This is a genomic window from Dokdonella sp. (assembly GCF_017744955.1).
GTDB lineage: Bacteria > Pseudomonadota > Gammaproteobacteria > Xanthomonadales > Rhodanobacteraceae > Dokdonella_A.
Genome location: NZ_JAGIAG010000004.1, coordinates 236,617 through 261,019 on the forward strand (window position 1 = coordinate 236,617; position 24,403 = coordinate 261,019).

The 24,403-nt window shown below is 69.5% G+C and carries 19 protein-coding genes; 10 read left to right on the top strand and 9 right to left on the bottom strand.

Annotated elements, in window-relative coordinates:
- Positions 1–170: 170 nt before the first annotated feature.
- From J7520_RS11575 to J7520_RS11585, 3 genes are all read left to right on the top strand, one after another.
- Positions 171–1,820, top strand: a complete 1,650-nt coding sequence (locus J7520_RS11575) for a hypothetical protein (RefSeq protein ID WP_291188378.1) — start codon at positions 171–173, stop codon at positions 1,818–1,820.
- Between the two features lie 72 nt (positions 1,821–1,892).
- Positions 1,893–3,368, top strand: a complete 1,476-nt coding sequence (locus tag J7520_RS11580; protein ID WP_291188381.1) for a choice-of-anchor Q domain-containing protein — start codon at positions 1,893–1,895, stop codon at positions 3,366–3,368.
- Positions 3,369–3,445: 77 nt separating this feature from the next.
- Positions 3,446–4,741: a choice-of-anchor Q domain-containing protein gene (locus J7520_RS11585; protein WP_291188384.1), complete on the top strand. Its 1,296-nt coding sequence runs from the start codon at positions 3,446–3,448 to the stop codon at positions 4,739–4,741.
- Between the two features lie 4 nt (positions 4,742–4,745).
- Here J7520_RS11585 and mdtD read toward each other — a convergent pair whose 3' ends face one another.
- Positions 4,746–6,158 carry a multidrug transporter subunit MdtD gene (gene mdtD / locus J7520_RS11590; protein WP_291188387.1) on the bottom strand — a complete coding sequence of 471 codons (1,413 nt, stop codon included), beginning with the start codon at positions 6,156–6,158 and terminating at the stop codon, positions 4,746–4,748.
- 190 nt (positions 6,159–6,348) lie between these two features.
- On the opposite strand from mdtD, the gene J7520_RS11595 reads away from it, so the two are divergent.
- The 5 genes from J7520_RS11595 to parE all read left to right on the top strand — a co-directional run bounded on the left by J7520_RS11595 (position 6,349) and on the right by parE (position 14,530).
- Positions 6,349–7,812 (top strand): choice-of-anchor Q domain-containing protein, encoded by a 1,464-nt coding sequence (locus J7520_RS11595; RefSeq protein WP_291188388.1) that lies wholly within the window; start codon positions 6,349–6,351, stop codon positions 7,810–7,812.
- Positions 7,813–7,917: 105 nt separating this feature from the next.
- A complete protein-coding gene (locus J7520_RS11600; protein WP_291188390.1) occupies positions 7,918–9,336 on the top strand; it encodes a choice-of-anchor Q domain-containing protein in 1,419 nt (472 codons plus the stop codon).
- 71 nt (positions 9,337–9,407) lie between these two features.
- Positions 9,408–10,814 carry a right-handed parallel beta-helix repeat-containing protein gene (locus tag J7520_RS11605; RefSeq protein ID WP_291188392.1) on the top strand — a complete coding sequence of 469 codons (1,407 nt, stop codon included), beginning with the start codon at positions 9,408–9,410 and terminating at the stop codon, positions 10,812–10,814.
- Positions 10,815–10,893: 79 nt separating this feature from the next.
- Positions 10,894–12,309 (top strand): right-handed parallel beta-helix repeat-containing protein, encoded by a 1,416-nt coding sequence (locus J7520_RS11610; RefSeq protein ID WP_291188394.1) that lies wholly within the window; start codon positions 10,894–10,896, stop codon positions 12,307–12,309.
- A 304-nt stretch (positions 12,310–12,613) separates the two neighbouring features.
- Positions 12,614–14,530 (top strand): DNA topoisomerase IV subunit B, encoded by a 1,917-nt coding sequence (gene parE, locus J7520_RS11615; RefSeq protein WP_291188396.1) that lies wholly within the window; start codon positions 12,614–12,616, stop codon positions 14,528–14,530.
- Positions 14,531–14,632: 102 nt separating this feature from the next.
- Here parE and J7520_RS11620 read toward each other — a convergent pair whose 3' ends face one another.
- The 3 genes from J7520_RS11620 to J7520_RS11630 form a co-directional block, all read right to left on the bottom strand.
- Positions 14,633–15,613 (bottom strand): DUF533 domain-containing protein, encoded by a 981-nt coding sequence (locus tag J7520_RS11620; protein WP_291188398.1) that lies wholly within the window; start codon positions 15,611–15,613, stop codon positions 14,633–14,635.
- Positions 15,614–15,861: 248 nt separating this feature from the next.
- Positions 15,862–16,716 carry a thioesterase family protein gene (locus tag J7520_RS11625; RefSeq protein ID WP_291188400.1) on the bottom strand — a complete coding sequence of 285 codons (855 nt, stop codon included), beginning with the start codon at positions 16,714–16,716 and terminating at the stop codon, positions 15,862–15,864.
- A 154-nt stretch (positions 16,717–16,870) separates the two neighbouring features.
- Positions 16,871–17,653, bottom strand: coding sequence for a helix-turn-helix transcriptional regulator (locus tag J7520_RS11630; protein ID WP_291188402.1), 783 nt, complete (start codon positions 17,651–17,653; stop codon positions 16,871–16,873).
- A 71-nt stretch (positions 17,654–17,724) separates the two neighbouring features.
- On the opposite strand from J7520_RS11630, the gene J7520_RS11635 reads away from it, so the two are divergent.
- Positions 17,725–18,993 carry an MFS transporter gene (locus J7520_RS11635; RefSeq protein ID WP_345776912.1) on the top strand — a complete coding sequence of 423 codons (1,269 nt, stop codon included), beginning with the start codon at positions 17,725–17,727 and terminating at the stop codon, positions 18,991–18,993.
- A gap of 69 nt (positions 18,994–19,062) precedes the next feature.
- Here J7520_RS11635 and J7520_RS11640 read toward each other — a convergent pair whose 3' ends face one another.
- Together J7520_RS11640 and hutG are read right to left on the bottom strand one after the other, a co-directional pair.
- Positions 19,063–19,470, bottom strand: a complete 408-nt coding sequence (locus tag J7520_RS11640) for a hypothetical protein (protein ID WP_291188404.1) — start codon at positions 19,468–19,470, stop codon at positions 19,063–19,065.
- A 146-nt stretch (positions 19,471–19,616) separates the two neighbouring features.
- The gene (hutG, locus tag J7520_RS11645) at positions 19,617–20,399 is read right to left on the bottom strand and encodes an N-formylglutamate deformylase (RefSeq protein WP_291188407.1); all 783 of its coding nucleotides are present in this window, start codon (positions 20,397–20,399) and stop codon (positions 19,617–19,619) included.
- Between the two features lie 128 nt (positions 20,400–20,527).
- Here hutG and J7520_RS11650 point away from each other — a divergent pair, with 128 nt between their 5' ends.
- Positions 20,528–21,892 (top strand): S8 family serine peptidase, encoded by a 1,365-nt coding sequence (locus tag J7520_RS11650; RefSeq protein ID WP_291188409.1) that lies wholly within the window; start codon positions 20,528–20,530, stop codon positions 21,890–21,892.
- A gap of 25 nt (positions 21,893–21,917) precedes the next feature.
- On the opposite strand, the gene J7520_RS11655 is transcribed toward J7520_RS11650, so the two are convergent.
- The 3 genes from J7520_RS11655 to J7520_RS11665 are packed head-to-tail and all read right to left on the bottom strand — an operon-like array spanning position 21,918 to position 24,327.
- Positions 21,918–22,220 carry a DUF6587 family protein gene (locus tag J7520_RS11655; RefSeq protein ID WP_291188411.1) on the bottom strand — a complete coding sequence of 101 codons (303 nt, stop codon included), beginning with the start codon at positions 22,218–22,220 and terminating at the stop codon, positions 21,918–21,920.
- Entirely contained in the window at positions 22,217–24,088 is a 1,872-nt protein-coding gene (locus J7520_RS11660; RefSeq protein ID WP_291188413.1) for a ferrous iron transporter B, read from the bottom strand. The genes J7520_RS11655 and J7520_RS11660 overlap by 4 nt, the downstream gene beginning before the upstream one ends.
- The gene (locus J7520_RS11665; RefSeq protein WP_291188415.1) at positions 24,085–24,327 is read right to left on the bottom strand and encodes a FeoA family protein; all 243 of its coding nucleotides are present in this window, start codon (positions 24,325–24,327) and stop codon (positions 24,085–24,087) included. Before J7520_RS11665 ends, J7520_RS11660 begins: the two co-directional genes overlap by 4 nt.
- Between the last annotated feature and the right edge of the window lie 76 nt (positions 24,328–24,403).

Consider the following 24,403-nt stretch of genomic DNA (forward strand, 5'->3'; position numbering starts at 1 on the left):
CTCCGTCCCGCCCGCCGGAAATCACGCCACGCCAATGCCGCACGTCGACGTACCGATCATCGCCGGCGCAAGCCGCGAACACGAAGCCGGCACGACACCGATCAGTCGTGGCGCCTTTTCGTCATCCCCTCCTGCCCAGTGACGACGTCCCCGTCGCCAAGGACTCCCGCTTGAGATCGAAACTGTTCCTTCTCGCCGTATTCGGCCTTCTGCAAGCTGCTTGGGCCGGCGCCGCAGAAATCTGGGTCGGCGCCGGCCCCTCCTGCACCACCGCCTCGCTCGGTGAAGCGATCGCCAGCGCGCGCACCTCCGTCGAGCCGGACACGATCCGCATCGCTACCGACCAGCCGTACGAGGATCAGTCCGTGCGCATCGACACGTCGGTGGAACTGATCGGCGGCTATGGCAGCTGCGGCGCCGAGGACCGTTCCGGCTACACGCCGCTGTTCGGCACGGGAACCATGGCCGTCGTCACCATCGACGGCGGCTCCAGCGGCGCCGGCATCGACGTGCGCCTCGATCGACTCGACGTCAGCGGCGGCGGCGCCGACGCCCGGAATGTCGATTCGGGCGGATTGTCGATCCGCGGCGCGGCGCGGGTGCGGCTTTCCGATTCCATCATCCATCACAACGACGCCTCGCTCGTCGAACGCGCCTCGAGCGGCCGAGGCGGCGGCGTCGCGCTGAACGGGGCGCTCGCCTCTCTGGTCATCGAACGCGCGGTCGACATCCACGACAACACGGCGAGCGGCGGCGCCGGCCTCAGCGTCGTGGGCGGTCGGGTGCGCATCCTGCCGCACGGCGTCACGATCAGGCACAACCTGGCGCTCGACGGCGGCGGCGGCGTCCTCATCCTCGATCGCGGCTCGGTGATCGTCCGGACCGACCCGAAAGCGCCGGAACTGCCCGTCGACGGCGTCGTGATCAGCCACAACCGGGCCGGCGGCAGCGGCGGCGGCATCCTGCTCGGCGGGCCGGACGCCGAGCTGCTGGCCGACCAGCTCGTCGTGCAGGGCAACCACGCGCAGACGCTCGGCAGCGCCCTCTACGTGGGGTATCAGGGCAAGGCGTCGCTGGCGCGCAGCGCGGAGCCGGGCGCGCGCGACTGCCCACCCGAGCTGCAATGCCTGCGCCTGTCCGACAACGGGCCGAACAACACGGTCCACGTCACCGATGGCGGCTCGCTGCTCCTGGACGGCGTCGTCGTCCGCGAAAGCGTCAACGAACACAGCCTGATCTCCGTCGGTGCGCACCGCTCGCGATTGCGCATTACCGGCAGCCTCGTCAGCAACAGCGCCCCCACGAGCTGCTACTACCATCTCGTGGGGATGTGGGGCGGGACGTTCGAGTTCGAGCATTCGACGTTCGTCCGCTCCGCGCCCGCCTGCGTCTGGACCCCGCTCGTCCACGCCTACGGCGCCGATCTGGATGGAACGCACGTCATCGGCCGTTCCAGTCTGGTGTCGGGATACCAGAAGATCTTCCGGCCGCCGTCGAACAGTCCCGACTACAGCGAGCACTACGACTGCGTCCTGAAAGACCGCGGCGACCCGGAACCTGCCGCGGAACGCAGCGAGGTCGCTCCGATCCAGTTCGTCGACATGGCGGGTGCGGATTTCCGCCTGACCGCCGACAACCTCGCCATCGACTACTGCGACGACAGCGCGCCGTCGAGCCGGCAGGCCGATCTCGATCGGCAGCCACGCGGCGAGGACAGCGCAACCCACGCGAACCGCTACGGAACGTACGACCTCGGCGCCTACGAGTTCGGCGGCAACCCGGATCGCATCTTCGCCAACGGCTTTGAAGCGCGCTTCTGAAATCGCTTGAGGCGCGGCGCACGCCGTCGAGCGCCACGGCGTGCGCTTTTTTACACACGAAGGAGATCGACGTTGAGCTTCCGCCAGCGACTGCTCTACCCGGCCCTGCTGCTCGCTTCCTCGTTCGCCGACGCCGCGACGATCGTCGTCGACAACCTCGAAGACGGCGGCCCCGGCAGCCTGCGCGCGGCGATCGCGCAAGCCAACGACGACGAGGGACCCGACACCATCACGTTCCAGGACGGCCTCGCCGGCACCATCGTCCAGTTCGGAGGCGAACTTCTCGTGCGCGGGGACCTCAGCATCCTCGGCCCCGGCACGACTCGCCTCACGATCGAACTCGGCCAGCGCAGCCGCGCGTTCCGTTTCGAAAGCCCAGAAGGCGCCACCGCGAACTGGAGGCTGGAAGGCATCACCGTCTCGCGCGGCCTCAGCAACGCCGCGACCGGAGACGACGGCGGCGCGCTCTACGCTCGTGGCGAAGCGGGCGTCAGCCCGAAGTCGACGCTCTCGCTCACCGGGATGGCCTTCGTCGACGGCGGCGCGGTTCGCTACGGCGGCGGCATCGCCGCTTCCGGCATCGACCTCGTCCTCGATCGCGTATCGCTGACCGGCAATCGCGCCGGCCACGGCGGCGGCGGGCTGTACTTCGACGGCGGCAGCCTGCGCGTCGAGCGCAGCAACGTCGCCGACAACTTCGTCGGCGGCCTCGTCGCCGGCCGCGGCGGCGGCCTCCTTCTCCTCGGCGCCGATACCCGAGCGAGCATTCTCGATTCGACGATCCGAGCGAACACCGCCACCGAGGAAGGCGGCGGCGGATTCTTCTCGGTGCTGACCTTGTCGATCCACCGCAGCAGTTTCATCGGGAACACCGCCGACGACGGCGGCGGGGGCGTCACCTTGTCCACCGGCACGGCGAACGCGCCGGGACAGGGATACGTGATCGAGAACTCGACGTTCTCCGGCAACCGCACGCCCAATCCTTCCGCCTCCGGCAGCGCGATCGCCGCGCTGCTGGGCCGTCTGAGGGTGCACAACAGCACCATCGCCTTCAACCAGGTCTCGCCCGACGACAAGCCCGCGCCCGACACCGGCGGAGCACTCTGGGTCGCATACGGCGTCACGCACGCAATCGTGCGGAGCACCCTTTTCGCCGCGAATACATCCGGCGCTTCCGGACCGCCGAGCGATCTGGCGCGCATGCGTTCGCCGGGGGGCGTACTCCTCGTCGAAAATTCCCTGCTCGGCGTCCTGCCTCCCATCGGCGTGATCACCCATGAGGGGGCCAACATCGAAGCCGATGCGCGCCTGCAGGAACTGACCTACGAGCACGGCGGATTCGCGCCGGTGCATCCGCTCGCCGGCGACAGCCCCGCCGTCGACCGCGGAAGCAATCCTGCCGAACTCGCCACCGACCAGCGCGGCGACGGCTTCGTCCGCCGCTGGAGCCCGCCGAACGCCACCGACGGCGTGCCCGACATCGGCGCGTACGAGTACCGCGCGGACGCCTTCTTCGTCGGCGATTTCGATTCGCTCGGCACGCGCTGAGGCACGCGAATGTCCCTCGTTCCTGCAAACGTCGCGCAGGCCGGCGCGCGGCGCGAATGCCTCCTGCGGAGTCGCCCATGAAGCTTCCTGTTTTCCTCGCCTGTCTCGTCGGCCTCGTCGGCGCGCTGCCGGCGCAAGCCGAGACTTTCCTCGTCACGAACCTCCATGACGGCGGCGACGGCTCCCTGCGCGCCGTGGTCGAAGCCGCCAACGCGCACGCCGGGGCGGACCGCATCCGCTTCGCGCACGGACTCGCCGGCGAGATCCCGGTCGCCGCGGCGCCGCTGCTGATCCTCGATGCGCTGCATGTCGAAGGTCCCGGCGGCGACCGCATCCGCCTGCGCGGCGACGGCGAGCATCCGATCGTTCGCGTCGTCGCGGATGCCGGCGAGGTCACGCTCGACGGACTGCAGTTCAGCGCGGGTGGCGACGGCGCGATCGTCAACGAGGGCGCGCTCCTCGCCGTGCGCAGCAGCACGCTCGAGCGGAACACCGGACGCCGCGGCGGCGCCATCGCCAGCTACGGCGGTGACCTGCGCGTCGAGCGCTCGCTGCTGCGGGGCAACCGCAGCGAGACGATCGACCGCGACGGCGATGGCATCGGCGGTGGCATCTACGCGAAGAACACCAGCGTGACGATCGAGGCGACGCGCATTTCCTCCAACGAAGCCGACGCGCTCGGCGGCGGCGTCTACGCCGAACTCCCTCCCGACGGCACGCTGCTCGTGCGCGACAGCGTCATCGACGCGAACAGCGCCACGACGCAAGGCGGCGGATTGTTCCTGCTCGCCGGCGGCGGCCCGCCGAGCGGCATCCTCAACAGCACTGTTTCCGGCAACCGCTCGACGCGCAACGCGGCGATCTGGTTCGACGGTGCGGTAGTCGTCGGCAACAGCACCGTGGCCTACAACCGCAGCCTGTTCGACGGCATCCCCGGCCACTGCCCGGGCTTGTGCGGAGCCGGCAGGAACAGCGCGCTGTGGCTGAGCAGTTCGCTGCTCGCCGGCAACCGCGACACCTACGGCAGCGGCTACGACCTCGCGTCCATACCGGGCGGCACGCACGTCTCGCACAGCCTGATCGAGCGCGTCGCCGACGGCGCCATCGACGATGACCGCGGCGGCAACCTGCTCGATCTCGATCCGCGCCTCGACGCGGCCCTCGATCCGTCCGCCCTGCTGCCGACGCATGCGCTCGCCGCCGACAGCCCCGCGATCGACGCCGGCGCGAATCCGCATCTGCTGCAATACGATCAGCGCGGCCGCTGCCATCCGCGCACGATCGGCGCCGCGACGGACATCGGCGCGCACGAACGCGCATCGTCGGACCCGCGCGCGGAACTCCGCCTCTGCCTGCCCGCGCGGCGGCGCTGAGCCGCTACTTCGACGCGTCGACCTGCGCCGTCGCCGGCTCCGGCTTCGACTCAGATTCCAGCTGCCAGAAGATCCACGCCGAAGCGGCGGTGACCATGCCGACGCAGACGAAGGTCGCGTGGAAGGCCGGCAGCGTGGCGGCGCCGCGCTCGGAACCGAACAGGGCGGCGAACGCGGCGAGCAGGCCGCTGGCCGCGGCGACGCCGAGACTCATCGACAGCATCATCACCATCGACAGCAGGCTGTTGCCGGCGCTGGCGAGTTCGCCTTCCAGGTCGCGCAGCGTCACCGTGTTCATCGCGGTGAACTGCAGCGAGTTGACCAGGCCGAAGCACGACAGCTGCACCAGGCGCAGCCACATCGGCTGCTCCGCCGAGATCAGCGCGAAGCTGGCGATGGCGAGCCCGACCAGGATCGTGTTGACCAGCAGCACGCGCCGGTAGCCGAACGACTTCACCAGCGACACCACCGCGCGCTTGGACACCATGCCGGCCAGCGCGACCGGGATCATCATCAGCCCCGCCTGCATTGGCGCGTAGCCGAGACTGACCTGCAGCAGCAACGGAATCAGCAGCGGCATGCTGCCGCTGCCGATGCGCGAGAACAGGTTGCCGAGCAGGCCGACGCGGAACGTCGGCACGCCGAACAGCGCCAGCGTGAACAGCGGCCGCGGCGAGCGCGCCGCGTGCAGCCAGTAGGCGACCAGGCTGGCCAGACCGAACATCAGCAGCACCAGCACCAGCGCGCGGCGCAAGCCGAATTCGGACAGGCCGTCCAGCGAGAGCGAAATCGCGACCATGCTGAACGACAGCATCAGATAACCGCCGAGGTCGAAGCGCGCGACCTCGGCGCGCGCGTCCGGCATGAAGCGCAGCGCCGCCACCGCGGCGATCGCGCCGACCGGCAGGTTGATCAGGAAGATCCAATGCCAGGAGATCGCCTGCACCAGCCAGCCGCCGAGCGTCGGGCCGATCAGAGGTCCGATCAGGCCCGGTAACGTGACGAAGCTCATCGCGCGCAGGAACTCGCCGCGCGGATACGAGCGCAGCACCGCCAGCCGGCCGACCGGCAGCAGCATCGCGCCGCCGACACCCTGCAGCACGCGCGCCGAGACGATCTCGCCGAGGCTGCGCGAAATCCCGCACAGCAGCGAGCCGAACGTGAACAGCACGATCGCCGCGAAGAACACGCGCCGCGTGCCGAAACGGTCGGCGAGCCAGCCCGACGCGGGAATCAGCATCGCCATCGTCAGCGCGTAGGCGATCACCACCGACTGCATGCGCAGCGGACTCTCCTCCAGATCCTTGGCCATCGCAGGCAGCGCCGTGTTGACGATGGTCGAGTCCAGCATCTGCATGAAGACGCCGAGTGCGACCAGCCAGAGCAAGGCACGGCCGGCGCGTGGGGCTTGGTTCATCCGGAATCCTCGTTCGCGTCGCTCCGCGGCGGATTCTAGAGCGCTCCGCCCGGCGGGACGATGAAGGCCGGCGCCGCCGCCGTCGCTTTCCCGCAACCGAAGCAACCTCTGCGCACTCGGATCGGCAACCACGCGGACGGCGTTCGTTGCGACAGTGCGCGGTCAAGGATCTTCACCCCAGGAACAAGCCATGCGAACGATTCATCCCCTGCTCTGCGCCGCCCTGATCGCTGGCGCGCCCTGCGCGCACGCCGCGACCTTTACCGTCACCAGCCTCGGCGACAGCGGCGCGGGCACCCTGCGCAACGCGATCGCGCAGGCCAACCAGGCCGCCGGCGCGGACACCATCACCTTCCAGCTCGCCGCGCCCGGCACGATCACGTTGACCAGCGGCGAACTGACCATCAGCGACAGCCTGACCATCACCGGCCCCGGCGCCGCGCGCGTCACCATCGACGCGAACCAGGGCCGTGCCTTCCATCTGATCAACGCCAACGCGTCCGACAAGACGTTCGCGATCAGCGGCATGACGGTCATCAACGGCGTGACGCCGAGCAACGAGAGCGGCGGCGGCCTGTTCTACGAAGCCAACTCGATCCACGCCGACATCCGCCTGTCGGACATGGTGTTCCAGCAGAACACGGCGAGCCGCGCCGGCGGCGCGGTCAGCGTCGCCGGCGCGAACCTGACCCTGAGCGACGTCGTCCTGCGCGGCAACACCGCCAACGGCCAGTTCCAGCCTTCCGGCGGCGGGCTGTTCTTCAGCCGCGGCCAGTTGCGCATCGACCGCAGCCTCTTCGTCGACAACAGCGCCCAATACGGCGGCGGCCTGCGCATCTCCTCGCCCGCCGCGAAGGCGGTGATCGCCGATACCGTGTTCCAGGAAAACACCGCGCAGCAAGGCGGCGGCATCGACACCATCACGGTGGAAAGCTTCACGCTGTCGCGCAGCGCGTTCGTCGAGAACGTCGCCATCAGCAGCTACGGCGGCGGCATCTATTTCAGCGGCGCCACCAATACCGATACGCCGGAGAGCGTGATCGAGAACAGCACGTTCTCGCGCAACGAGTCGCAGCACCAGTTCGCGGTGGGCAGCGGGCTGGCGATGTGGGACGGCTTTCTCACCGTGCGCAACGCCACCTTCGCCGACAACAAGACTGCGCCGGACAAGGTCCCCGGAGCGAATGCGGGCGGCGCGATGTGGGTGAACAACGGCATCAAGACGCGCGCCACCGTGCAGAGCACCTTGTTCAACCGCAACACGCACGGCAACTCGAACCAGCCGATCGACCTGACGCGCAACACCGGCACTCCGTTCAGCACGCTGAGCGTCGATCACAGCCTGTTCCAGATCATGCCGGCCATCAACATCATCACGACGGGCAGCGACAACATCGAAGGCGACGCGCTGCTCCAGGAACTGACGACCACGCACGGCGGCCGCACGCCCGTGCACCCGATCCCGTACGCAAGTCCCGCGGTCGACAAGGGCAGCAACCCCGGCAACCTGACCACCGACCAGCGCGGCGCAGGCGTCGCGCGCACCATCGACGCGAATGCCTGCCGCCGCCCGAACGTGCACGTCACCGACATCGGCGCCTACGAGTACCGCGGCGACACGATCTTCTGCTACGGCTTCGGCGCCGACGGCTGACCCCGACGGCATCGCGCCTCGCGTCCGTCGCGAGGCGCCCCGTCCACGATCCTGCGCCCACGCGATCGCGTGGGCGCTCTTTTTTTCTCTTTCAGCGGACAGCGCGTGCGCCCACTTCTTGCGAATTCCTTCCTCATCGCCGTCGCCACCACTACGGTCCTTGCCGGCGCGGCGTCGCCCGCCTCGGAGCCGGCGACCGCCGCGCTCGCGCGCGGCGTACGCATCCACCACGCGGCCGAGCGCGTGCGCGACACCGAAGCATTCCTGTCCGCACGCTCCATCGATCCGGCCTCCGTTTCTCGCCACGACGTCACCACGCTCGCCGACACCGGCCCGGGCTCGCTGCGCGAAGCGATCGACGCCGCCAATGCGCAGCCGGGCATGGCATTGATCGAGTTCGCGCCGGCACTGGAAGGTCGCATCGTGCTGACGCAGACGCTGGCCGTTCTCGATTCCGTCGTGATCGCAGGTCCGGGCGCGGAGCGCTTGACGGTGGACGGCGGCAACCAGCACCAGGTGTTCCGGATCGGGAAATCGGGCACCGAGCATCGACCCGAGGTCCTGATCAGCGGCCTGACCGTGAGCGGCGGCTCGGCGCCGTCGGGCGCCGGCATCGGCAGCCGTGATTCCAACCTGACCCTGACCGACTGCGTGATCCGCGACAACAACACGAGCAACGCGCTGTGGGAGAAGTACGGCGGCGGCGTTCTCCAGGAAGAAGGTTCGCTGCACGTCGACCGCTGCGTCGTCCATGCGAACAGCGCCGGCTCGGCCGGCGGCGGCATCGCCGCGCGAAACGCCACCCTGGCGGTGCAGGACAGCTTCGTCGATTCGAACCTGGCCACGCAGGGCGGCGGCATCCACGCCGATACGCAAGGCGCCGTGGAACTGCGGCGTTCCTTCGTCGGCTACAACCTCGCCATCCACCGGGGCGGCGGCATCGACGTGACGGCGCGCGGCACACCTGCGCTGCTGGAGAACCTCACCGTCGCCGAAAACCACGTGCGCGGCGAAACGCCGGCCGACGCCGGAGGCGGCATCTGGCTCGGCGGATCCGGCTCACTGCAACTGAGCACGATCAGCGGGAACACGCTCTTCAACTTTCCCCGCGACGAGAATTCGGCCGCGGGCGTGCATTTCGATGGCCCAGGCACGCTCGAGCTCGACAGCAGCGCGATCGCCTTCAACCGCGTCGCCAGCGGCAATGTGGACGTAGGAAGCACCGGAGGAGCGATCCGGTCCTACTGCACCATCATACATTCGCCCGTATCGCGGGCATTGAGCGACGACAGTCGTCGAACCTTGCTGGGCGTCGATCCGCTGCTGCAACCGCTGGCCGACAACGGCGGCGGCACGCTGACGATGGCGATCGCCGCCGACAGTCCGGCGCGCGACCAAGGCTGCGGGATCGCCTATTCGGACCAGCGCGGCTTCCCGCGACGCTCGTCGTGGGACGGCAACGTCGACATCGGTGCGTACGAGTACGGCGCGGACCGCCTCTTCGGCGACGGCTTCGACGGCTGATCCGCACGACCGCTTCACGCCTCGGCGTCCGCCCGAGGCGGGACACCGTTCTTTTCCAGAAAGGATTCCACATGCTTCGTTCCTCGATCCGCGCGATCGCGCTCACCTGCACGCTCGCCGGCCCGACGCTGGCCGCGGCCTCGCCGCAGCCAGCGCCCGTACGCATGCACGACGCCGCCCAGCGGCGGGCCATCGCCGCCACCTTCCTCGCCGAGCATGGGCACGAGGCGACGGCGACGCAGCAGTTGACGGTGACCACGCTCGCCGACCACGTTCCGGGTTCGCTGCGCGACGCCATCGAGCGAGCCAATGCCCAACCCGGCATGGCGATCGTCGACTTCTCGCCCTCGCTGGAAGGCACGATCCATCTGGCGGACGACGCGCTGTTCATCCACGATTCGATCGTGATCGTCGGCCCCGGCGCCGACAAGCTCGCGATCGACGCCGGCGGCAAGCACTCGATCCTCTACGCCTACGGCTCCGACACGCTCGACCTCGCCATTCTCGGCCTGACGCTCCGCGGCGGCTCCGCCGCTTCGGGGGCGGGCATGACCGTCTACAACAGCCATCTCCTGCTCTCCGACACGATCGTCGAGGACAACAACACGATCAACTCGCTCGGCGATCTGTCGGGCGGAGGGCTCTATTTCCGGGACGGTTCGCTGCGGATCGACCATTGCGTCTTTCGCGACAACAGCGCCGGCGCCGCGGGCGGCGGCGCGTCCGTGCGCAACGCAACGGTGTGGATCCGGGATTCATCGTTCACGGGCAATCTCGCCAGGAGCGGCGGCGGCCTGCACGTCGACACGCCGTTTTCCGTCGACGTGCGGCGATCGCTGGTCGCGTCCAACAATGCCGCCCGTCGCGGCGGCGGCATCGAGCTGAAGGCCACGGGCGCCGCGGCCGTGATCGAGAACGTAACGGTGAGCGGGAACTTCGCCCAAGGCGAACAACCCACCGATGGCGGCGGCGGCATCGCGCTGACCGGCTCGGCGCGCATCGCGTTGAGCACGATCGCCTACAACTTCGCGTATGCCTTTCAACGAGACGCGAACGTCGCAGCGGGCGTGCAGTACGACTCCCCGCAAGGACTGCTGTTCCTCAACGGAAACCTGCTCTGGGGCAATGCGACGCTGAGCGGCGGGAACGTCGACCTCGGCCGCGACGGCGGCGGCATGATCGAGGCGATCCACAACTTGATCGGGGCGACGACCCCGGGTGCCGTCAATCGCGCCGACCAGGGCACCTTGCTCGGAGTGGATCCGCTGCTGACACCGCTCGCCGACAACGGCGGCCCGACGCACACCCACGCCATTGCCGCGGACAGCCCTGCGCGCGACGCGGCGACCTGGATCCAGTACGCGGTGGACACCGACCAGCGTGGATTCCAGCGCCGCCGCCACGACGATGAGGTCATGGACCTCGGCGCCTACGAACACGGCGCGGACTGCCTGTTCGCGGACGGCTTCGACGGCTGATCCGCTCGAGGCTCGTTTGCCGCCCGGCCTGCTCGATGTCTGAAGTCGAGCCTCGCTCTCCCCCCAGAAAGGAATCCGCATGTTTCGCTTCTCCATCCACCTGACCGCGCTCGCTTGCGCGCTCGCCGGCCCCGCGCTCGCCGTCGCTCCTTCGTCGTCGGCGTCCGTGCACGACGACGCCGGGCGGCGAGCCGCTGCCACCGCCTTCCTCGCCGAGTACGCGCAAGGCGCGACCGCCCCGCCGAGACTCGCCGTGACCACGCTGGCCGATGCCGGCCCGGGTTCGCTGCGCGACGCGGTGGCGCAGGCCAACGCGCAACCCGGACTCGCCGTCGTGGAGATCGACGCGGCGCTGGAAGGCACGATCCAGCTCGTCGAAGGCGCCTTGCGCATCACCGACTCGGTCCTGATCGTCGGCCCCGGCGCGGACCGGCTGAGCCTAGACGCCGGAGGCCGACACAGCGTGATCGCCACGGCCAGCTACGTCTTCGACTCCATCGACGTGGGCCTCCTCGGCATGACCATTCGCGGCGGCGCGGCGGCGCGCGGCGCCGGCATCGTCAGTTCGTCCACCCATCTTTTCCTCGGCTACACCATCGTCGAGGACAACGACACCACCAACTCGATCGACGAAGAACTGGGCGGCGGTCTCTATCTCCGCGGCGGCTCGCTCAAGATCGACCGGTCCACGTTCCGGCGCAACAGCGCCAGCTCCGCCGGCGGCGGCATGAGCGTGCTCGACGCGCCGGTCTCGATCCGCGACAGCACGATCCAGAGCAACTTCGCCAAACGCGGCGGTGGCCTGCACATCGACACACCCTACGCCGTCGACGTGCGGCGCTCGCTGGTGACGCTCAACCAGTCGTCGATTCGCGGCGCCGGCATCGACCTGAACGCCAGCGGCGCGGAAGCCGTGTTCGAGAACGTGACGATCAGCAGCAACTTCGTCTTCGGCGACCAACCCACCGCCAGTGGCGGCGGCATGGCATTGGCGGGTTCGGCCCGCATTTCGCAGAGCACGATCGCGAACAACCGCGCGCAAACGCCCTCCGTTCGCGATCCGGACCGGGCGGCGGGCTTGCAATACGACAGCGCCCAGGGCCGGCTCGTGCTCAGCGCAACCCTGCTCTGGGGCAATGCGACGCTGGACGACGGCAACGTCGACCTTGGCCGCCACGGCGGCAACGGCGGCGGAGTCGAGGCGTACTACAGCCTCATCGGCGTCAAGACGCCGGAAGCCGTCAACTACGCCGAAGAAGGCAATCTGTACGCGACCGATCCCCTGCTCGGCCCGCTCGCCGACAACGGCGGACCGACATGGACCAACGCGATCGCCGCGAACAGCCCGGCGCGTGACGCGGTGACCTGGATCCAGTACTACGCCGTCACCGACCAGCGCGGATTCGTGCGCCGCCAGCGCGGCGACACCGTGCCGGACATCGGCGCGTACGAGTACGGCGCGGACCGCCTGTTCGCGAACGGTTTCGACGGCTGAGCGCCACACGCGCCTTCGTCTCTCCACGCCGTGCCGGCTCGGCCGGCGCCAGCCGCGCGAGCGCAGCCGACGCTCTCGCGCCGCGCGAAGCCGAGGGGTTTCGAGAGCCGCCTCCGCCGCAGGAAGCGCGAGCCTGTCCCGGCTCGCGCCGGAAGCCAGAGCATCCCGACACGGGCCGCGGACGCGGCGACCGGCAGCCGCCGCGCGGCAAGGCGTCGCGGGCTTCCCGACGCGGGGCTTGATCGCCGCTGCCCCTGTCGCCATGCTGCGCGGCTCCGCACGCCGTATACGGAACGCTTTCCGCATGAGTTCTCGCTACAACGCCGCCGACATCGAGGTCCTGTCCGGCCTCGACCCCGTCAAACGCCGCCCGGGCATGTACACCGACACCGCGCGGCCGAACCATCTGGCGCAGGAAGTCATCGACAACTCGGTCGACGAGGCGCTCGCCGGCCACGCCAAGACCATCGACGTGACCGTGCACGCGGACGGTTCGGTGACGGTCGCCGACGACGGCCGCGGCATGCCGGTCGACATCCATCCGGAGGAGAAGATCCCCGGCGTCGAACTGATCCTCACGCGCCTGCATGCCGGCGGCAAGTTCTCCAACCGCAACTACCAGTACTCCGGCGGCCTGCACGGCGTCGGCGTGTCGGTGGTCAATGCGCTGTCGCAGCGCGTGGAAGTCACGATCAAGCGTGACGGCCAGGTCTACCGCATGAACTTCAAGGACGGCGATCGCGCGAGCAATCTCAGCGTGACCGGCACCGTGCCGAAGAAGCAGACCGGGACTACCGTGCATTTCTGGCCCGATCCGAAGTACTTCGACTCGCCGAAGATCTCGCTGCCGCGCCTCAAGCACGTGCTGCGCGCGAAGGCGGTGCTGTGCGCCGGCCTGACCGTGCGCCTGACCGACGAGGCCAGCGGCGAGCAGATCGAGTGGTACTACGAGGACGGCCTGCGCGACTACCTGCGCTCGATGCTCGGCGCGACCGAGTACCTGCCGGCCGAGCTGTACGTGAACCACCACGCGCGCGAACAAGGCGGGCGCGACAGCGGCGCGGTCGAGTTCGCGGTGGCCTGGCTGCTGGAAGGCGAACTGACGCAGGAGAGCTACGTCAACCTGATCCCGACCGCGCAGGGCGGCACGCACGTCAACGGCCTGCGCTCGGGCCTGACCAACGCGCTGCGCGAATTCTGCGAGTTCAGGAACCTCCTGCCGCGCGGCATCAAGCTGGCGCCGGAGGACGTCTGGGACCGGCTCTGCTTCGTGCTCTCGCTGAAGATGGGCGATCCGCAGTTCTCCGGCCAGACCAAGGAGCGCCTGTCCTCGCGCGACGCGGCCGGCTTCGTCGAGAACGCCGTGCACGACGGCTTCTCGCTGTACCTGAACCAGCACGTCGAGATCGGCGAGAAGATCGCCCAGCTCGCGATCGAGCGCGCGACGCTGCGGCTGAAGGCCGAGAAGCAGATCGTGCGCAAGAAGATCACGCAGGGCCCGGCCCTGCCCGGCAAGCTGGCCGACTGCGCCTCCAGCGACCTGTCGCGCACCGAGCTGTTCCTGGTCGAGGGCGACTCCGCCGGCGGCAGCGCGCGGCAGGCGCGCGACAAGGATTTCCAGGCGATCCTGCCGCTGCGCGGCAAGATCCTCAACACCTGGGAAGTCGAGTCCAGCCAGGTGCTGTCGTCGCAGGAGGTGCACGATCTCGCCGTCGCGATCGGCTGCGATCCGGGCAAGGACGATCTGTCCGGCCTGCGCTACGGCAAGGTCATCATCCTCGCCGACGCCGACTCCGACGGCCTGCACATCGCGACGCTGCTGTCGGCGTTGTTCCTGAAGCACTTCCCCGCGCTCGTGCGCGGCGGCCACGCCTTCGTCGCGATGCCGCCGCTGTTCCGCGTCGACGTCGGCAAGCAGGTGTTCTACTGCCTCGACGAATCCGAGCGCGACGCGATGCTGGAGAAGATCGAGCGCGAGAAGATCAAAGGGGCCGTCAACGTGACGCGCTTCAAGGGTCTGGGCGAGATGAACCCGTCGCAGTTGCGCGAATCGACGATCGACCCGGACACGCGCCGCCTCGTGCAGCTCACCGTCGCCGATCCGGCGGACGGCGACGACGGCACCGCCAAGCTGATGGACATGCTGCTGTCGAAGAAGCGCGCCGCCGATCGCAAGGAATGGCTCGAGACCAAGGGCGATCTCGCCTCGCTGGAGGTCTGAGGCGGGCGACGCCCGGCTTCACACCGCACAGTTCACGGACTCCGAAACTTCGTCATCCCCGCGACCGCGAGGATGACGAGGAGCGCGCCTGCCGAGGCGCCGTCAGCCGCCGCGCACCATCTGCAGGATCTTCGCCGGATTCAGCGAACGTGCCTGCTCCTGCATCTGCGGCAGATAGTTCGCCTGCAGGCCCTTCGCTTCGCCGAGCATCTGCTCGAACGCTGTGCGCAGCATTTCGGTCGACAGCACGCGGCCGCCGGCGTAGTAGCGCTGCGCGACGTGGCCGAGCGCGTAGGTGCTGGCGAAGCTCATGCCGGAGCTGACCGCCTGGCGGCCCAGGCCGCCGAGGAAACCACCCCCGATCGCACCGAGCAGGCCGCCGAGCAGCTTGCGTCCGGCCTGCTCGATGTACTGCGAGGTCAGGCCGACGCCGGCGGTGGCGAGGAAGTCCTTGATGTGGCCGCGATCGAGTTCGTAGCCGTAGGACTGGCCGATGCGGTAGACCAGCTTCATCTGCAGCGGAATGATCGCCATCGTCGCCAGCGATTCGGGCAGCAGCTCGAGCGCGCCGTTGAGGATCGCCGCGTTGAGGATGGCCTTGTCCATCTCCGCATCGCTCATCGACGACGGACGTTCCGCCGTCGCGGAACTCTGCGGGGCGGCCGGCGATGCGGCGAGGTCGCCGCCGCTGGAACCGGCCGCGCCGAGCGGCGCGGATGCGATCGCTTCCGCTTGCGCGCTGTATTCGCGGCTGCTCGCCGGGTCGAGGCCGAGCCTGGTCGCGAGATCGGCGAGGAAGGCGCCCTCTGCGTCGCTCCGCGCGCCGTCGGCACCGCACACACAGACCGCCATTTCGTAGGCGAGCTGACGCGTCTGCGGCGAAGCCAGTCCGGCGACGGCGTCATCGAGGTCGACGCGCTTGAGCAGGACGTCCTGATACAGGCCGGCGACGTCGAGGCCGCTGCCGCCGAGGCCTTCGGCGATGCGCCGCACTTCGTTGCGCTCGCGTTCGTCCGTCGCGCCGTCGGCGAACGAGGCCATCAGGCTGATCGTGAGGATGGACCGGTTTTCCTGCTCGCTCATGCGTTCGATTCCAGAAAAGGCGAAGCCGCATGGTGCCATACGCGATACGAGCGCCGTACCGACGGAAGTCATCCCTCGTGGCGATCGATCGTTGAATTGCGACGGCACTGCGGTAGCCGTCATCCCTCTCGCTTGCGGGAGGGGGAGAACAGCGATATCGCTCCACGTCGTGAGCCTTCACCTCTCCCGCTCGCGGGAGAGATCGCGCCGCAGGCGCGGGCGAGGGACACCTAAGCGATGCAACCCGATCAGCCGAAGACCGTCATCGCCTGCCGCCCGATCGCCGCCGGCGTGCCGTCCGGCGCCCACAGGCTCACGCTCTGGTTGAGATAGCCGTCACGCGCGGCGAGGAGGTCGGCGTGCACGCGCCACCCGTCTGGCGCCAGGTCGTCGTAGCGGTCGCGCAGGAACTCGACCATCCAGCTCAGCGAGCTGCCGTTCGCCGGCGTCGTCAGGAAATTCAGCGCGATCGGCGGAATGAAATCGGCGAACGCCAGCACGTGGGTTTCGTCGAGCGGATCGCCGCCCGGATCGAGCAAGTCCAGCTCCAGCACCTGGTGCGTTTCGCTGCTGCCGGACAGCGGCAGGCTGCCGTGCAGCCAGCGCGCGGCGAAATGCTGCGTGAAGTTCGGCGTCAGGCCGGGCACGTACGGCAGGCGCAGCGGCGCCGGCAGCATCGACGGCGCATTCTCCGGCACCACGCCGGGCAGGCGCGGCATCGCGATCAACGCCCCGGCCGGCACCGGCGGCTGCGTCGGCAGCACGCCGATGCGCGAGGCGCGCGCGGCGCCGTAGACGCCGATCGCCAGGCACAACGTATCGTCGCCCGCGACGATGCGCGCTTCGATCTGCTGCACGTTCTTGCCGGTGCGCAGCACGCGCGCGTGCAGCGTGACTGGTCCAGGCGGCACCGGGGCCAGGAACGCGACCTGCAGGCTGCGCAGCGGCGCCTCGATCGACAGCAGGTCGCGCATCACCCGCGCCGCCAGCGCGCCTTGTAGACCGCCGAACAGGCTGCGCCCCTGCGCCCAGTCCTCACCGACCTCGACCGACCAGGTGTCGCCACTGCGCGCGACGCTGCGCATCAACTCGGAAAATCGCATGCCGTCGTCCTTCTTCGCGCACGGAGGTGGAAACCGCATGCTAGCCGATGCCGGGTTCGCCGACGGCACGGCGAAGCCACACAGGTGTCGAGGCCGCGGCGCCGGGATGCGTGCGTTCGCGCCACGGCGTCGATGCGGACTTCGGCGGCAGGCGTCAGGAAGTCGACGGCGACTGCGCCAGGTAACGGCTCGGCGGCACGCCGACGACGCGCTTGAACATGGTGGTGAACGCCGACGCGCTGTCGTAGCCGAGATCGAAGGCCAGCGGCGTGATCGCGTCGCCGGCGGCGAGCCTGGGCAGCGCCGCGAAGATCGCCGCCTGGCGGCACCAGTTGGCGAAGCTGACGCCGGTCTCGGCGCGGAAACGGCGCGTGAACGTGCGCCGGCTCAGGTCCAGGTCGCGGCACCAGTCGTCGATCGTCTCGTGCGGCGACGGTCGCCGCAGGTACGCGCGGCAGCGCGCGGCGATGCGCGCGTCGGCCGGCATCGGAATGTCCAGCGGCAGCACGGGCGCGCGCACGATCTCGTGCACCAGCAGCGAGAAGATCGCGTCCGCGCGCGAGCCCGGTTCGTAGGGCAGCGGCAGGTCGGCGGTTTCCAGCAGCAGTTCGCGCATCAGCGGCGAGATCGCGATCACGCGGCAGTCGACCGGCAGCGCCGGATCGACCGCGGGATCGACGTAGAGGCTGCGCGTACTGACGTGCACCAGCGACTTCACTTCGTGCTGCATGCCGGCGGGAACCCACACGGCGCGCTCGGGCGGCACGATCCAGCGGCCGGCTTCGGTGCCCACGATCATGGTGCCGGTGGCGGCGTACAGCAGCTGCGAACGCCGGTGGCGATGGCGATGCACGCGATGGTTGACCGAGTATTCGTTGGCGGTCGCGACGATACGGCCCGGCAGCGTATCGGCCTTGGTCGCGTGGACGTTGCGCATTGGCCCGATCTCGAAGAACTTTGACCTATCCGATAATGCGGGCACGCACCCGGCATTGTCTACTACGCGCCATGGACGCCGCCTCCCCGCTCACCTCCGACACACCCTCGCCGATTCCCGACTCCGCACCGACCTCGCCGCCCGCGCCCGCCGCCGGCGAAACGGTCGCGCGCACGGCCTTTCCGATCCTGCTGATGTTGAGCACCTGCCATCTGCTCAATGACATGATCCAGTCGCTGCTGCCGGCGATCTATCCGCTGCTGAAGGAGAGCTTCAGGCTCGACTTCGGCCAGATCGGACTGATCACGCTGACCTTCCAGATCACCGCCTCGCTGCTGCAGCCGTTCGTCGGCGTCTATACGGATAGACGGCCGCTTCCGTACTCGCTGCCGATCGGCATGGGCTTCACGCTGTGCGGCCTCCTGCTGCTGTCGCAGGCGACCACCTTCCCGATGCTGCTGCTCGCCGCGGCCCTGGTCGGCTCGGGCTCGTCGGTGTTCCATCCCGAATCCTCGCGCGTCGCGCGGATGGCGTCGGGCGGCCAGCACGGGCTCGCACAGTCGCTGTTCCAGGTCGGCGGCAACGTCGGCTCGGCGATCGGCCCGCTGCTGGCGGCGTTCGTGGTGATGCCGCGCGGACAAGGCAGCGTGGGCTGGTTCGCGCTGGCCGCGCTCGCCGCCATCGTGTTGCTGACGCGCATCGGCGGCTGGTACCGCGCGCACATTCCGGCGCAACGCGCGGTGCGCCGCTCCACCGGCACGGCGCTGCCGCGGCGCACGATCGTCGTCACGATGGCGATCCTCGGCGCGCTGATCTTCTCCAAGTACTTCTACCTCGCCAGCCTGACCAGCTATTACACGTTCTACCTGATGCACAAGTTCGCGCTCAGTCCGGAGAGCGCGCAGCTGCACCTGTTCGTGTTTCTCGGCGCGGTCGCGCTCGGCACCCTGGTCGGCGGACCGGTCGGCGATCGCATCGGACGCAAGTACGTGATCTGGGGCTCGATCCTCGGCGTGCTGCCGTTCACCCTGCTGCTGCCGCACGCGAACCTGTTCTGGACCACGGTGCTGACGATCGTCATCGGCCTGGTGCTCGCCTCGGCGTTCTCGGCGATCCTGGTCTACGCGCAGGAACTCGTGCCCGGCCGCACCGGCGTCGTCGCCGGCCTGTTCTTCGGTTTCGCCTTCGGCATGGGCGGCGTCGGCGCCGCGGTGCTGGGCCAGCTCGCCGACCACATCGGCATCGAGGCGGTGTACGGCATCTGCGCCTTCCTGCCGGCGATCGGGTTGCTGGCGTGGTTCCTGCCGGCGATCGAGCCCGCACGCGCGGCGAAGCGCTAGAACGACCGCCAAGAAAAAACCCCGGGCGCGGATCTGCGCCCGGGGTCTCGATCCGGTCGACGGCCGCGCTTACTGCGCCGGCGTCGGCGCTTCCTGCTTCGCTTCGTGATGGTGCTTGGCGTGCTTGCCGGCGTGATGACGCGTCGCCTTTTCGGCCTGCGCGGTCTTCGCCTCGGCCTTCTCGCTCGCCGCAGCCATCGGCTCGGCCTTGGTCGCTGCGCCGGCGGCCTTGCCCGTTTCCGCGGCGGTCTCGACCTTGGCGGCGTCCTGCTTCATCGTCGAAGCGGCTTCTACCTTGCCCGTCTGCGATGCGGCTTCGCCGCTCGCCGCCTGCGCGACTTCGGTCTTGGCGACCGCCTGAGCGGCGACCGGCTTGGCCGTCTCGACCGCCTTCGCGGCCGTTGCCGTGCCCTCGGCTGCAAACGCGTTGGCGACGAAAGCCCCGGCGATCAAGGCAGCGAGGATGGACTTACGCATGGATTCTCTCCCAGAAGTCGTTGAGTGCGCGCTAGCGGGACATCCGTTCGTCGCGCGGTGTGCACGCTAGGGTCGGGAGGGAATATCGAAGCTGAACCCAACGGAGTTTTCACGAGCCCCGTTGGCGCGCATTCAAACTGGAAAAATTACGTCTCCAGGCAACGCGACAACAACTCGCGCAGCACGACCTGGGTCGCCGCGGCGCGATCGGGCAGATACTCGAAACGCTCTTCGTCCATGTAGTTCGACTGCGCGAGTTCGAGCTGCACGGCGTCGACGTGCTCGCGCGGATTGCCGTAGTGGCGCGTGATGTAGCCGCCCTTGAAGCGGCCGTTGACGACGTGCGAATAGCCGCCGTGCGCGGCCAGCGTGTCGGCCAGGCGCTGCTGCAGCGCCGGCGAGCAGCTCGCTCCGTTCGCGGTGCCGAGGTTGAAGTCCGGCAGCCGTCCTTCGAACAGGAACGGCACCACGCCGCGGATCGAGTGGCCTTCCCACAGCACCACGCGTCCGTGCGCGTCGCGCAGGCGCGCGATCTCGGCGGCGAGCGCCTCGTGGTACGGCTTCCAGTAGCGCTCGACGCGCGCGGCGATCTCGTCCGTCGACGGCTGCTGGCCGTCGAGATAGACCGGCGCGCCGCTGAACTGCACGATCGGGCACAGGCCGGTCGTGTTCTGTCCCGGGTACAGCGAGACGTCGTCCGGCGGCCGGTTGAGGTCGACCACGTAGCGCGAATGGGCCGGCACGATCGTCGACGCGCCGAGTTCGCGTGCGAACGCGTACAGGCGCGAGACGTGCCAGTCGGTGTCGGGCACGCGGCGCGCGCCCGGCGTCATGCGCGCGGCGAGTTCGTCGGGAAGCCTGGTGCCGTCGTGCGGCAGGCTGATCAGCAGCGGGGCGCTGCCGCGGTGCAGAGCGAAGATCGATTCCATGCGCGCAAGTGTAGCCCGGACGCGGCAGGCTCCCTCCGCGGACATCCGCCTGGAACGGATCCCGGCCTAGAATCGCCGGGCACCGACCCTGATCGGCGCGTCCCGTCCCGCTCAACGGAGGAAGGCACATGACTCGCACCCTGCTCTGGCTCCTGCTCGCCGCGCTGCCGTCGCTGGCGGCGAGCGGAAGCGCGCTCGCCGCCGACAAGATCGGCAGCGAGGTCTATGCGCGCCTGCGCACCGTACCGCGGGTGACCGTGGTGGTCGCGTTGAAGGAAAGCACGCCGGCGCACGACGCCGCACAGCGCGACGCGCGGACGCAGCGGATCGCGGCGAGCGCCGACGCCGTGCTCGCCGCGCTGCCCGACGGCAGCTACACGCTGCGGCGCCGCTTCGAACACGTGGCCGCGCTCTCGATGGACGTTTCCACGAAGGCGGTGGACGCGCTGCGCCGGCAGGCGGAGGTGGCGCGCGTCGACCTCGACGTCGGCGGCGGCGCGCAGATGCTGGAAGCCGCGCCGCTGGCGCACGTGAGCAACGTGCGCGCGCGCGGCCTGGTCGGCATGGGCGTGAAGACCGCGGTGATCGATTCCGGCGCGCGCCTGAACCACCCCGACCTCGCCGACAGCATCGTCGGCCAGCAATGCTTCTGCTCCAGCGCCACGCCGGGCACCGGCTGCTGCCCGAACGGCAGCGACACGCAAAGCGGCGCCGGCGCCGCCGCGGACGGCAACGGCCACGGCACCAACGTCACCGGCATCATCACCGGCAACGGCACGCAGTCGCCGCTGGGCGGCGCGCCGGCGGCCTCGACGGTGGTGGTGCGCATGCTCGACGACCAGGGCCGCTTCAACTCCTCCGCCGACATCGTCGCCGCGCTCGACTGGATCGCCAGCCATCACCCCGACACGAAGGTGGTCAACCTCAGCCTGGGCACCGACCAGCTGTTCGCCGGCAACTGCGACACCAGCACCGCCTGGACGATCGCGCTGGCGCAGGCGGCGGCCGCGGTGGCGGCGAACGGCACCTTGATGACCGTTTCCTCCGGCAACCAGGCGTCGCCGACCAGCATCGCCGCACCGGCATGCCTGTCCAACGTGCTCGCCGTCGGCGCGGTCTGGGACAGTACGATGCCGAACCAGAACTTCCTCGGCTGCGTGGACACCGGCATCGTCGCCGACCGGCCCACCTGCTTCACCAACAGCAGCGTCAACGTCGCGCTGTACGCGCCGGGCGCCTACACGGTGTCGACCGGGCTCGCCGGCGCCACGTCGAGCTACGGCGGCACGTCGCAGGCGGCGCCGCTGGTCGCGGCCTGCATCGCCGATCTGTTCCAGTTCAAGCCGACGCTCACGCGCGAACGCGTGAAGAGCGCGCTGATCGCCTCGCCGACGCGCGTGGTCGATCCGAAGAACAGCCTGTCCTTCCCGCGGCTCGACTGCGAGCAGGCGCTGATCGACATCGACCGGATCTTCGCCGACGGCCTGGAATGACGAAGTCCGTTCCGTCCGGCGCGCGTCACTTCGGCGCGCGCGGGCGGAACACCAGCGGCTGCGCTTCGACCGTCGGTTTCGCGGCGGCGGCGCAGCCGCCACAGGTGGAACAGCCGTCGCCGCAGCTGCCGCCGCTGGTGCTGGTCGGCTGCGCGCGCCGCGCGTACTCGCGCAGCCAGCGCGGCGCGGACGGGCGATCGAAGGCGGCCACCGCATGCGACAGCAGGCGCCGGTAGGTCTTCGGCAGCAGGCGCCGGAACGCGAACCACGCCGCCCAGGCGACGGCGAGCGCGATCACCACGGCCTGCGCGAAGAGCGCCGCGTTCACGTCAGCGCCCTCGCGATCTGATAGGTGACGAACGAGGCGAGATACGCCAGCGCGAACAGATAGCCGGCGGCGACGCCGACGTTGCGCCAGGAATTCGTCTCGCGCCGGATCACCGCCAGCGTCGACATGCACTGCGGCGCGAACACGTACCAGGCCAGCAGCGACAGCGCGGTCGCCAGCGACCACTGCGCGGCGATCGCGGTGCCCAGTTCCGCCGCGATCGCGTCCTCGCCGACCGCCGACATCGCGTACACCGTGGCGAGCGAGGACACCGCGACTTCGCGCGCGGCCAGTCCCGGGATCAGCGCGATGCAGATCTGCCAGTTGAAGCCGATCGGCGCGAACACGTGCTCCATCCAGCGGCCGATGCGGCCGGCCAGGCTATAGTCGATCGGCGGCAGCGTCGCGCCTTCCGGCGGCGCCGGGAAGCTCGACAGGAACCACAGCAGCACGGTCAGCGCGAGGATGATGCCGGTCACGCGGCGCAGGAAGATCTTCGCGCGCTCCCACAGTCCGATGGCGACGTCGCGCGGATTGGGCAGGCGGTAGGAAGGCAGCTCCATCAGCAGCGCATGCTCGCTGCGGTCGCGGCGCAGGCGCTTGATCACCCACGCCACCGCGAGCGCGCTGACGATGCCGGCGAAGTACAGCGTGAACAGCACCACGCCCTGCAGGTTGAACAGGCCGAGCACCGTCTGCCGCGGGATGAACGCGCCGATCAGCAAGGTGTAGACCGGCAGGCGCGCCGAGCAGGTCATCAGCGGCGCGACCAGGATCGTGGTCAGGCGATCGCGCGGGTCCTGGATGCTGCGCGTGGCCATGATGCCGGGGATCGCGCAGGCGAAGCTCGACAGCAGCGGAATGAACGAGCGCCCGGTCAATCCGGCCTTGAACATCAGGCGATCGAGCAGGAACGCCGCGCGCGGCAGGTAGCCCGATTCCTCGAGCATCAGGATGAACAGGAACAGGATCAGGATCTGCGGCAGGAATTCGAGCACGGTGCCGAGGCCGGCGAAGATGCCGTCGGTGACCAGGCTGTGCAGCAGCGGCATCGACTCGAGCAGGCCGCCGATCCATGCGCCGGCCGCGCCGACGCCGGCGCCGACCGCGTCCTGCAGCGGCGCGGCCCACGAGAACACGGCCTGGAAGATCAGGAACATCACCGCCGCCAGGATCGCCAGTCCGCCGATCGGGTGCAGCACGATGCGGTCGAGCGCGTCGTCGACGGTCGAGGTCGCGCGCGGCATCGTCACCGCCGCGGCGAGCGCCGCGCGCACCTGCGCGTGCAGGTCGGCCTCGACTGCGGCGTCGCCGCTGTCCGGCAGGGACGGCGCGGTCGCGACGGCAGCGACGCTGCGATCGAGGTGCTCGACCAGCGCTGCCGCACCGCCGCGCTGCACGGCGATCGTCTCGACCACCGGCACGCCGAGCGCGTCCGACAACGCGGCGACGTCGATGCGGATGCCGCGCTTGCGCGCCGCGTCCATCATGTTCAGCGCCAGCACCATCGGCCGGCCGAGGCGCTTCACTTCGAGCACGAAGCGCAGATGCAGGCGCAGGTTGGTCGCGTCGGCGACGCAGACGATCAGGTCCGGCGCCGGCTCTCCCGGATAGCGGCCCTCGCAGATGTCGCGCGTGATCGCCTCGTCGGGGCTGGCTGCGTCGAGGCTGTAGGCACCGGGCAGGTCGAGCAGGCGCAGGGTACGCCCGGACGGCGCGACGAAGCGCCCTTCCTTGCGCTCGACCGTGACGCCGGCGTAGTTGGCGACCTTCTGCTGGCTGCCGGTCAGGCGATTGAACAGCGCGGTCTTGCCGCTGTTCGGATTGCCGACCAGGGCGATGCGCGGCGACTCGACGAGCGCGTTCACGCGACACCTCCGTCGACCAGCACGCGCGCCGCCTCGGCGCGGCGCAGCGCGAAGCGCGTGTAGCCGATCTGCACCAGCAGCGGATCGCCGCCGACCGGTCCGCTGGCGACGACGCGTACCGGCTCGCCGCCGACGAAGCCGAGTTCGCGCAGGCGGCGCGCGATCGGATCGGCGGCATGGGCATCTTCGACTTCACGGACCACGGCGGACGCGCCTTTCTTCAACTCGGATAACCGCACGCTCGACAGACCGCATTAAATGAGAATGGTTCGCATTATAGGCTTTTTCGACGTCCCTAGCGCGTCGATGCCGGAA

Coding starts and splice junctions, on each gene's coding strand:
- J7520_RS11585 (WP_291188384.1), top strand. CDS start 3,446: ATGAAGCTTCCTGTTTTCCTCGCCTGTCTCGTCGGCCTCGTCGGCGCG.
- mdtD (WP_291188387.1), bottom strand. CDS start 6,158: ATGAACCAAGCCCCACGCGCCGGCCGTGCCTTGCTCTGGCTGGTCGCA.
- J7520_RS11595 (WP_291188388.1), top strand. CDS start 6,349: ATGCGAACGATTCATCCCCTGCTCTGCGCCGCCCTGATCGCTGGCGCG.
- J7520_RS11605 (WP_291188392.1), top strand. CDS start 9,408: ATGCTTCGTTCCTCGATCCGCGCGATCGCGCTCACCTGCACGCTCGCC.
- J7520_RS11610 (WP_291188394.1), top strand. CDS start 10,894: ATGTTTCGCTTCTCCATCCACCTGACCGCGCTCGCTTGCGCGCTCGCC.
- parE (WP_291188396.1), top strand. CDS start 12,614: ATGAGTTCTCGCTACAACGCCGCCGACATCGAGGTCCTGTCCGGCCTC.
- J7520_RS11620 (WP_291188398.1), bottom strand. CDS start 15,613: ATGAGCGAGCAGGAAAACCGGTCCATCCTCACGATCAGCCTGATGGCC.
- J7520_RS11625 (WP_291188400.1), bottom strand. CDS start 16,716: ATGCGATTTTCCGAGTTGATGCGCAGCGTCGCGCGCAGTGGCGACACC.
- J7520_RS11630 (WP_291188402.1), bottom strand. CDS start 17,653: ATGCGCAACGTCCACGCGACCAAGGCCGATACGCTGCCGGGCCGTATC.
- J7520_RS11635 (WP_345776912.1), top strand. CDS start 17,725: ATGGACGCCGCCTCCCCGCTCACCTCCGACACACCCTCGCCGATTCCC.
- J7520_RS11640 (WP_291188404.1), bottom strand. CDS start 19,470: ATGCGTAAGTCCATCCTCGCTGCCTTGATCGCCGGGGCTTTCGTCGCC.
- hutG (WP_291188407.1), bottom strand. CDS start 20,399: ATGGAATCGATCTTCGCTCTGCACCGCGGCAGCGCCCCGCTGCTGATC.
- J7520_RS11650 (WP_291188409.1), top strand. CDS start 20,528: ATGACTCGCACCCTGCTCTGGCTCCTGCTCGCCGCGCTGCCGTCGCTG.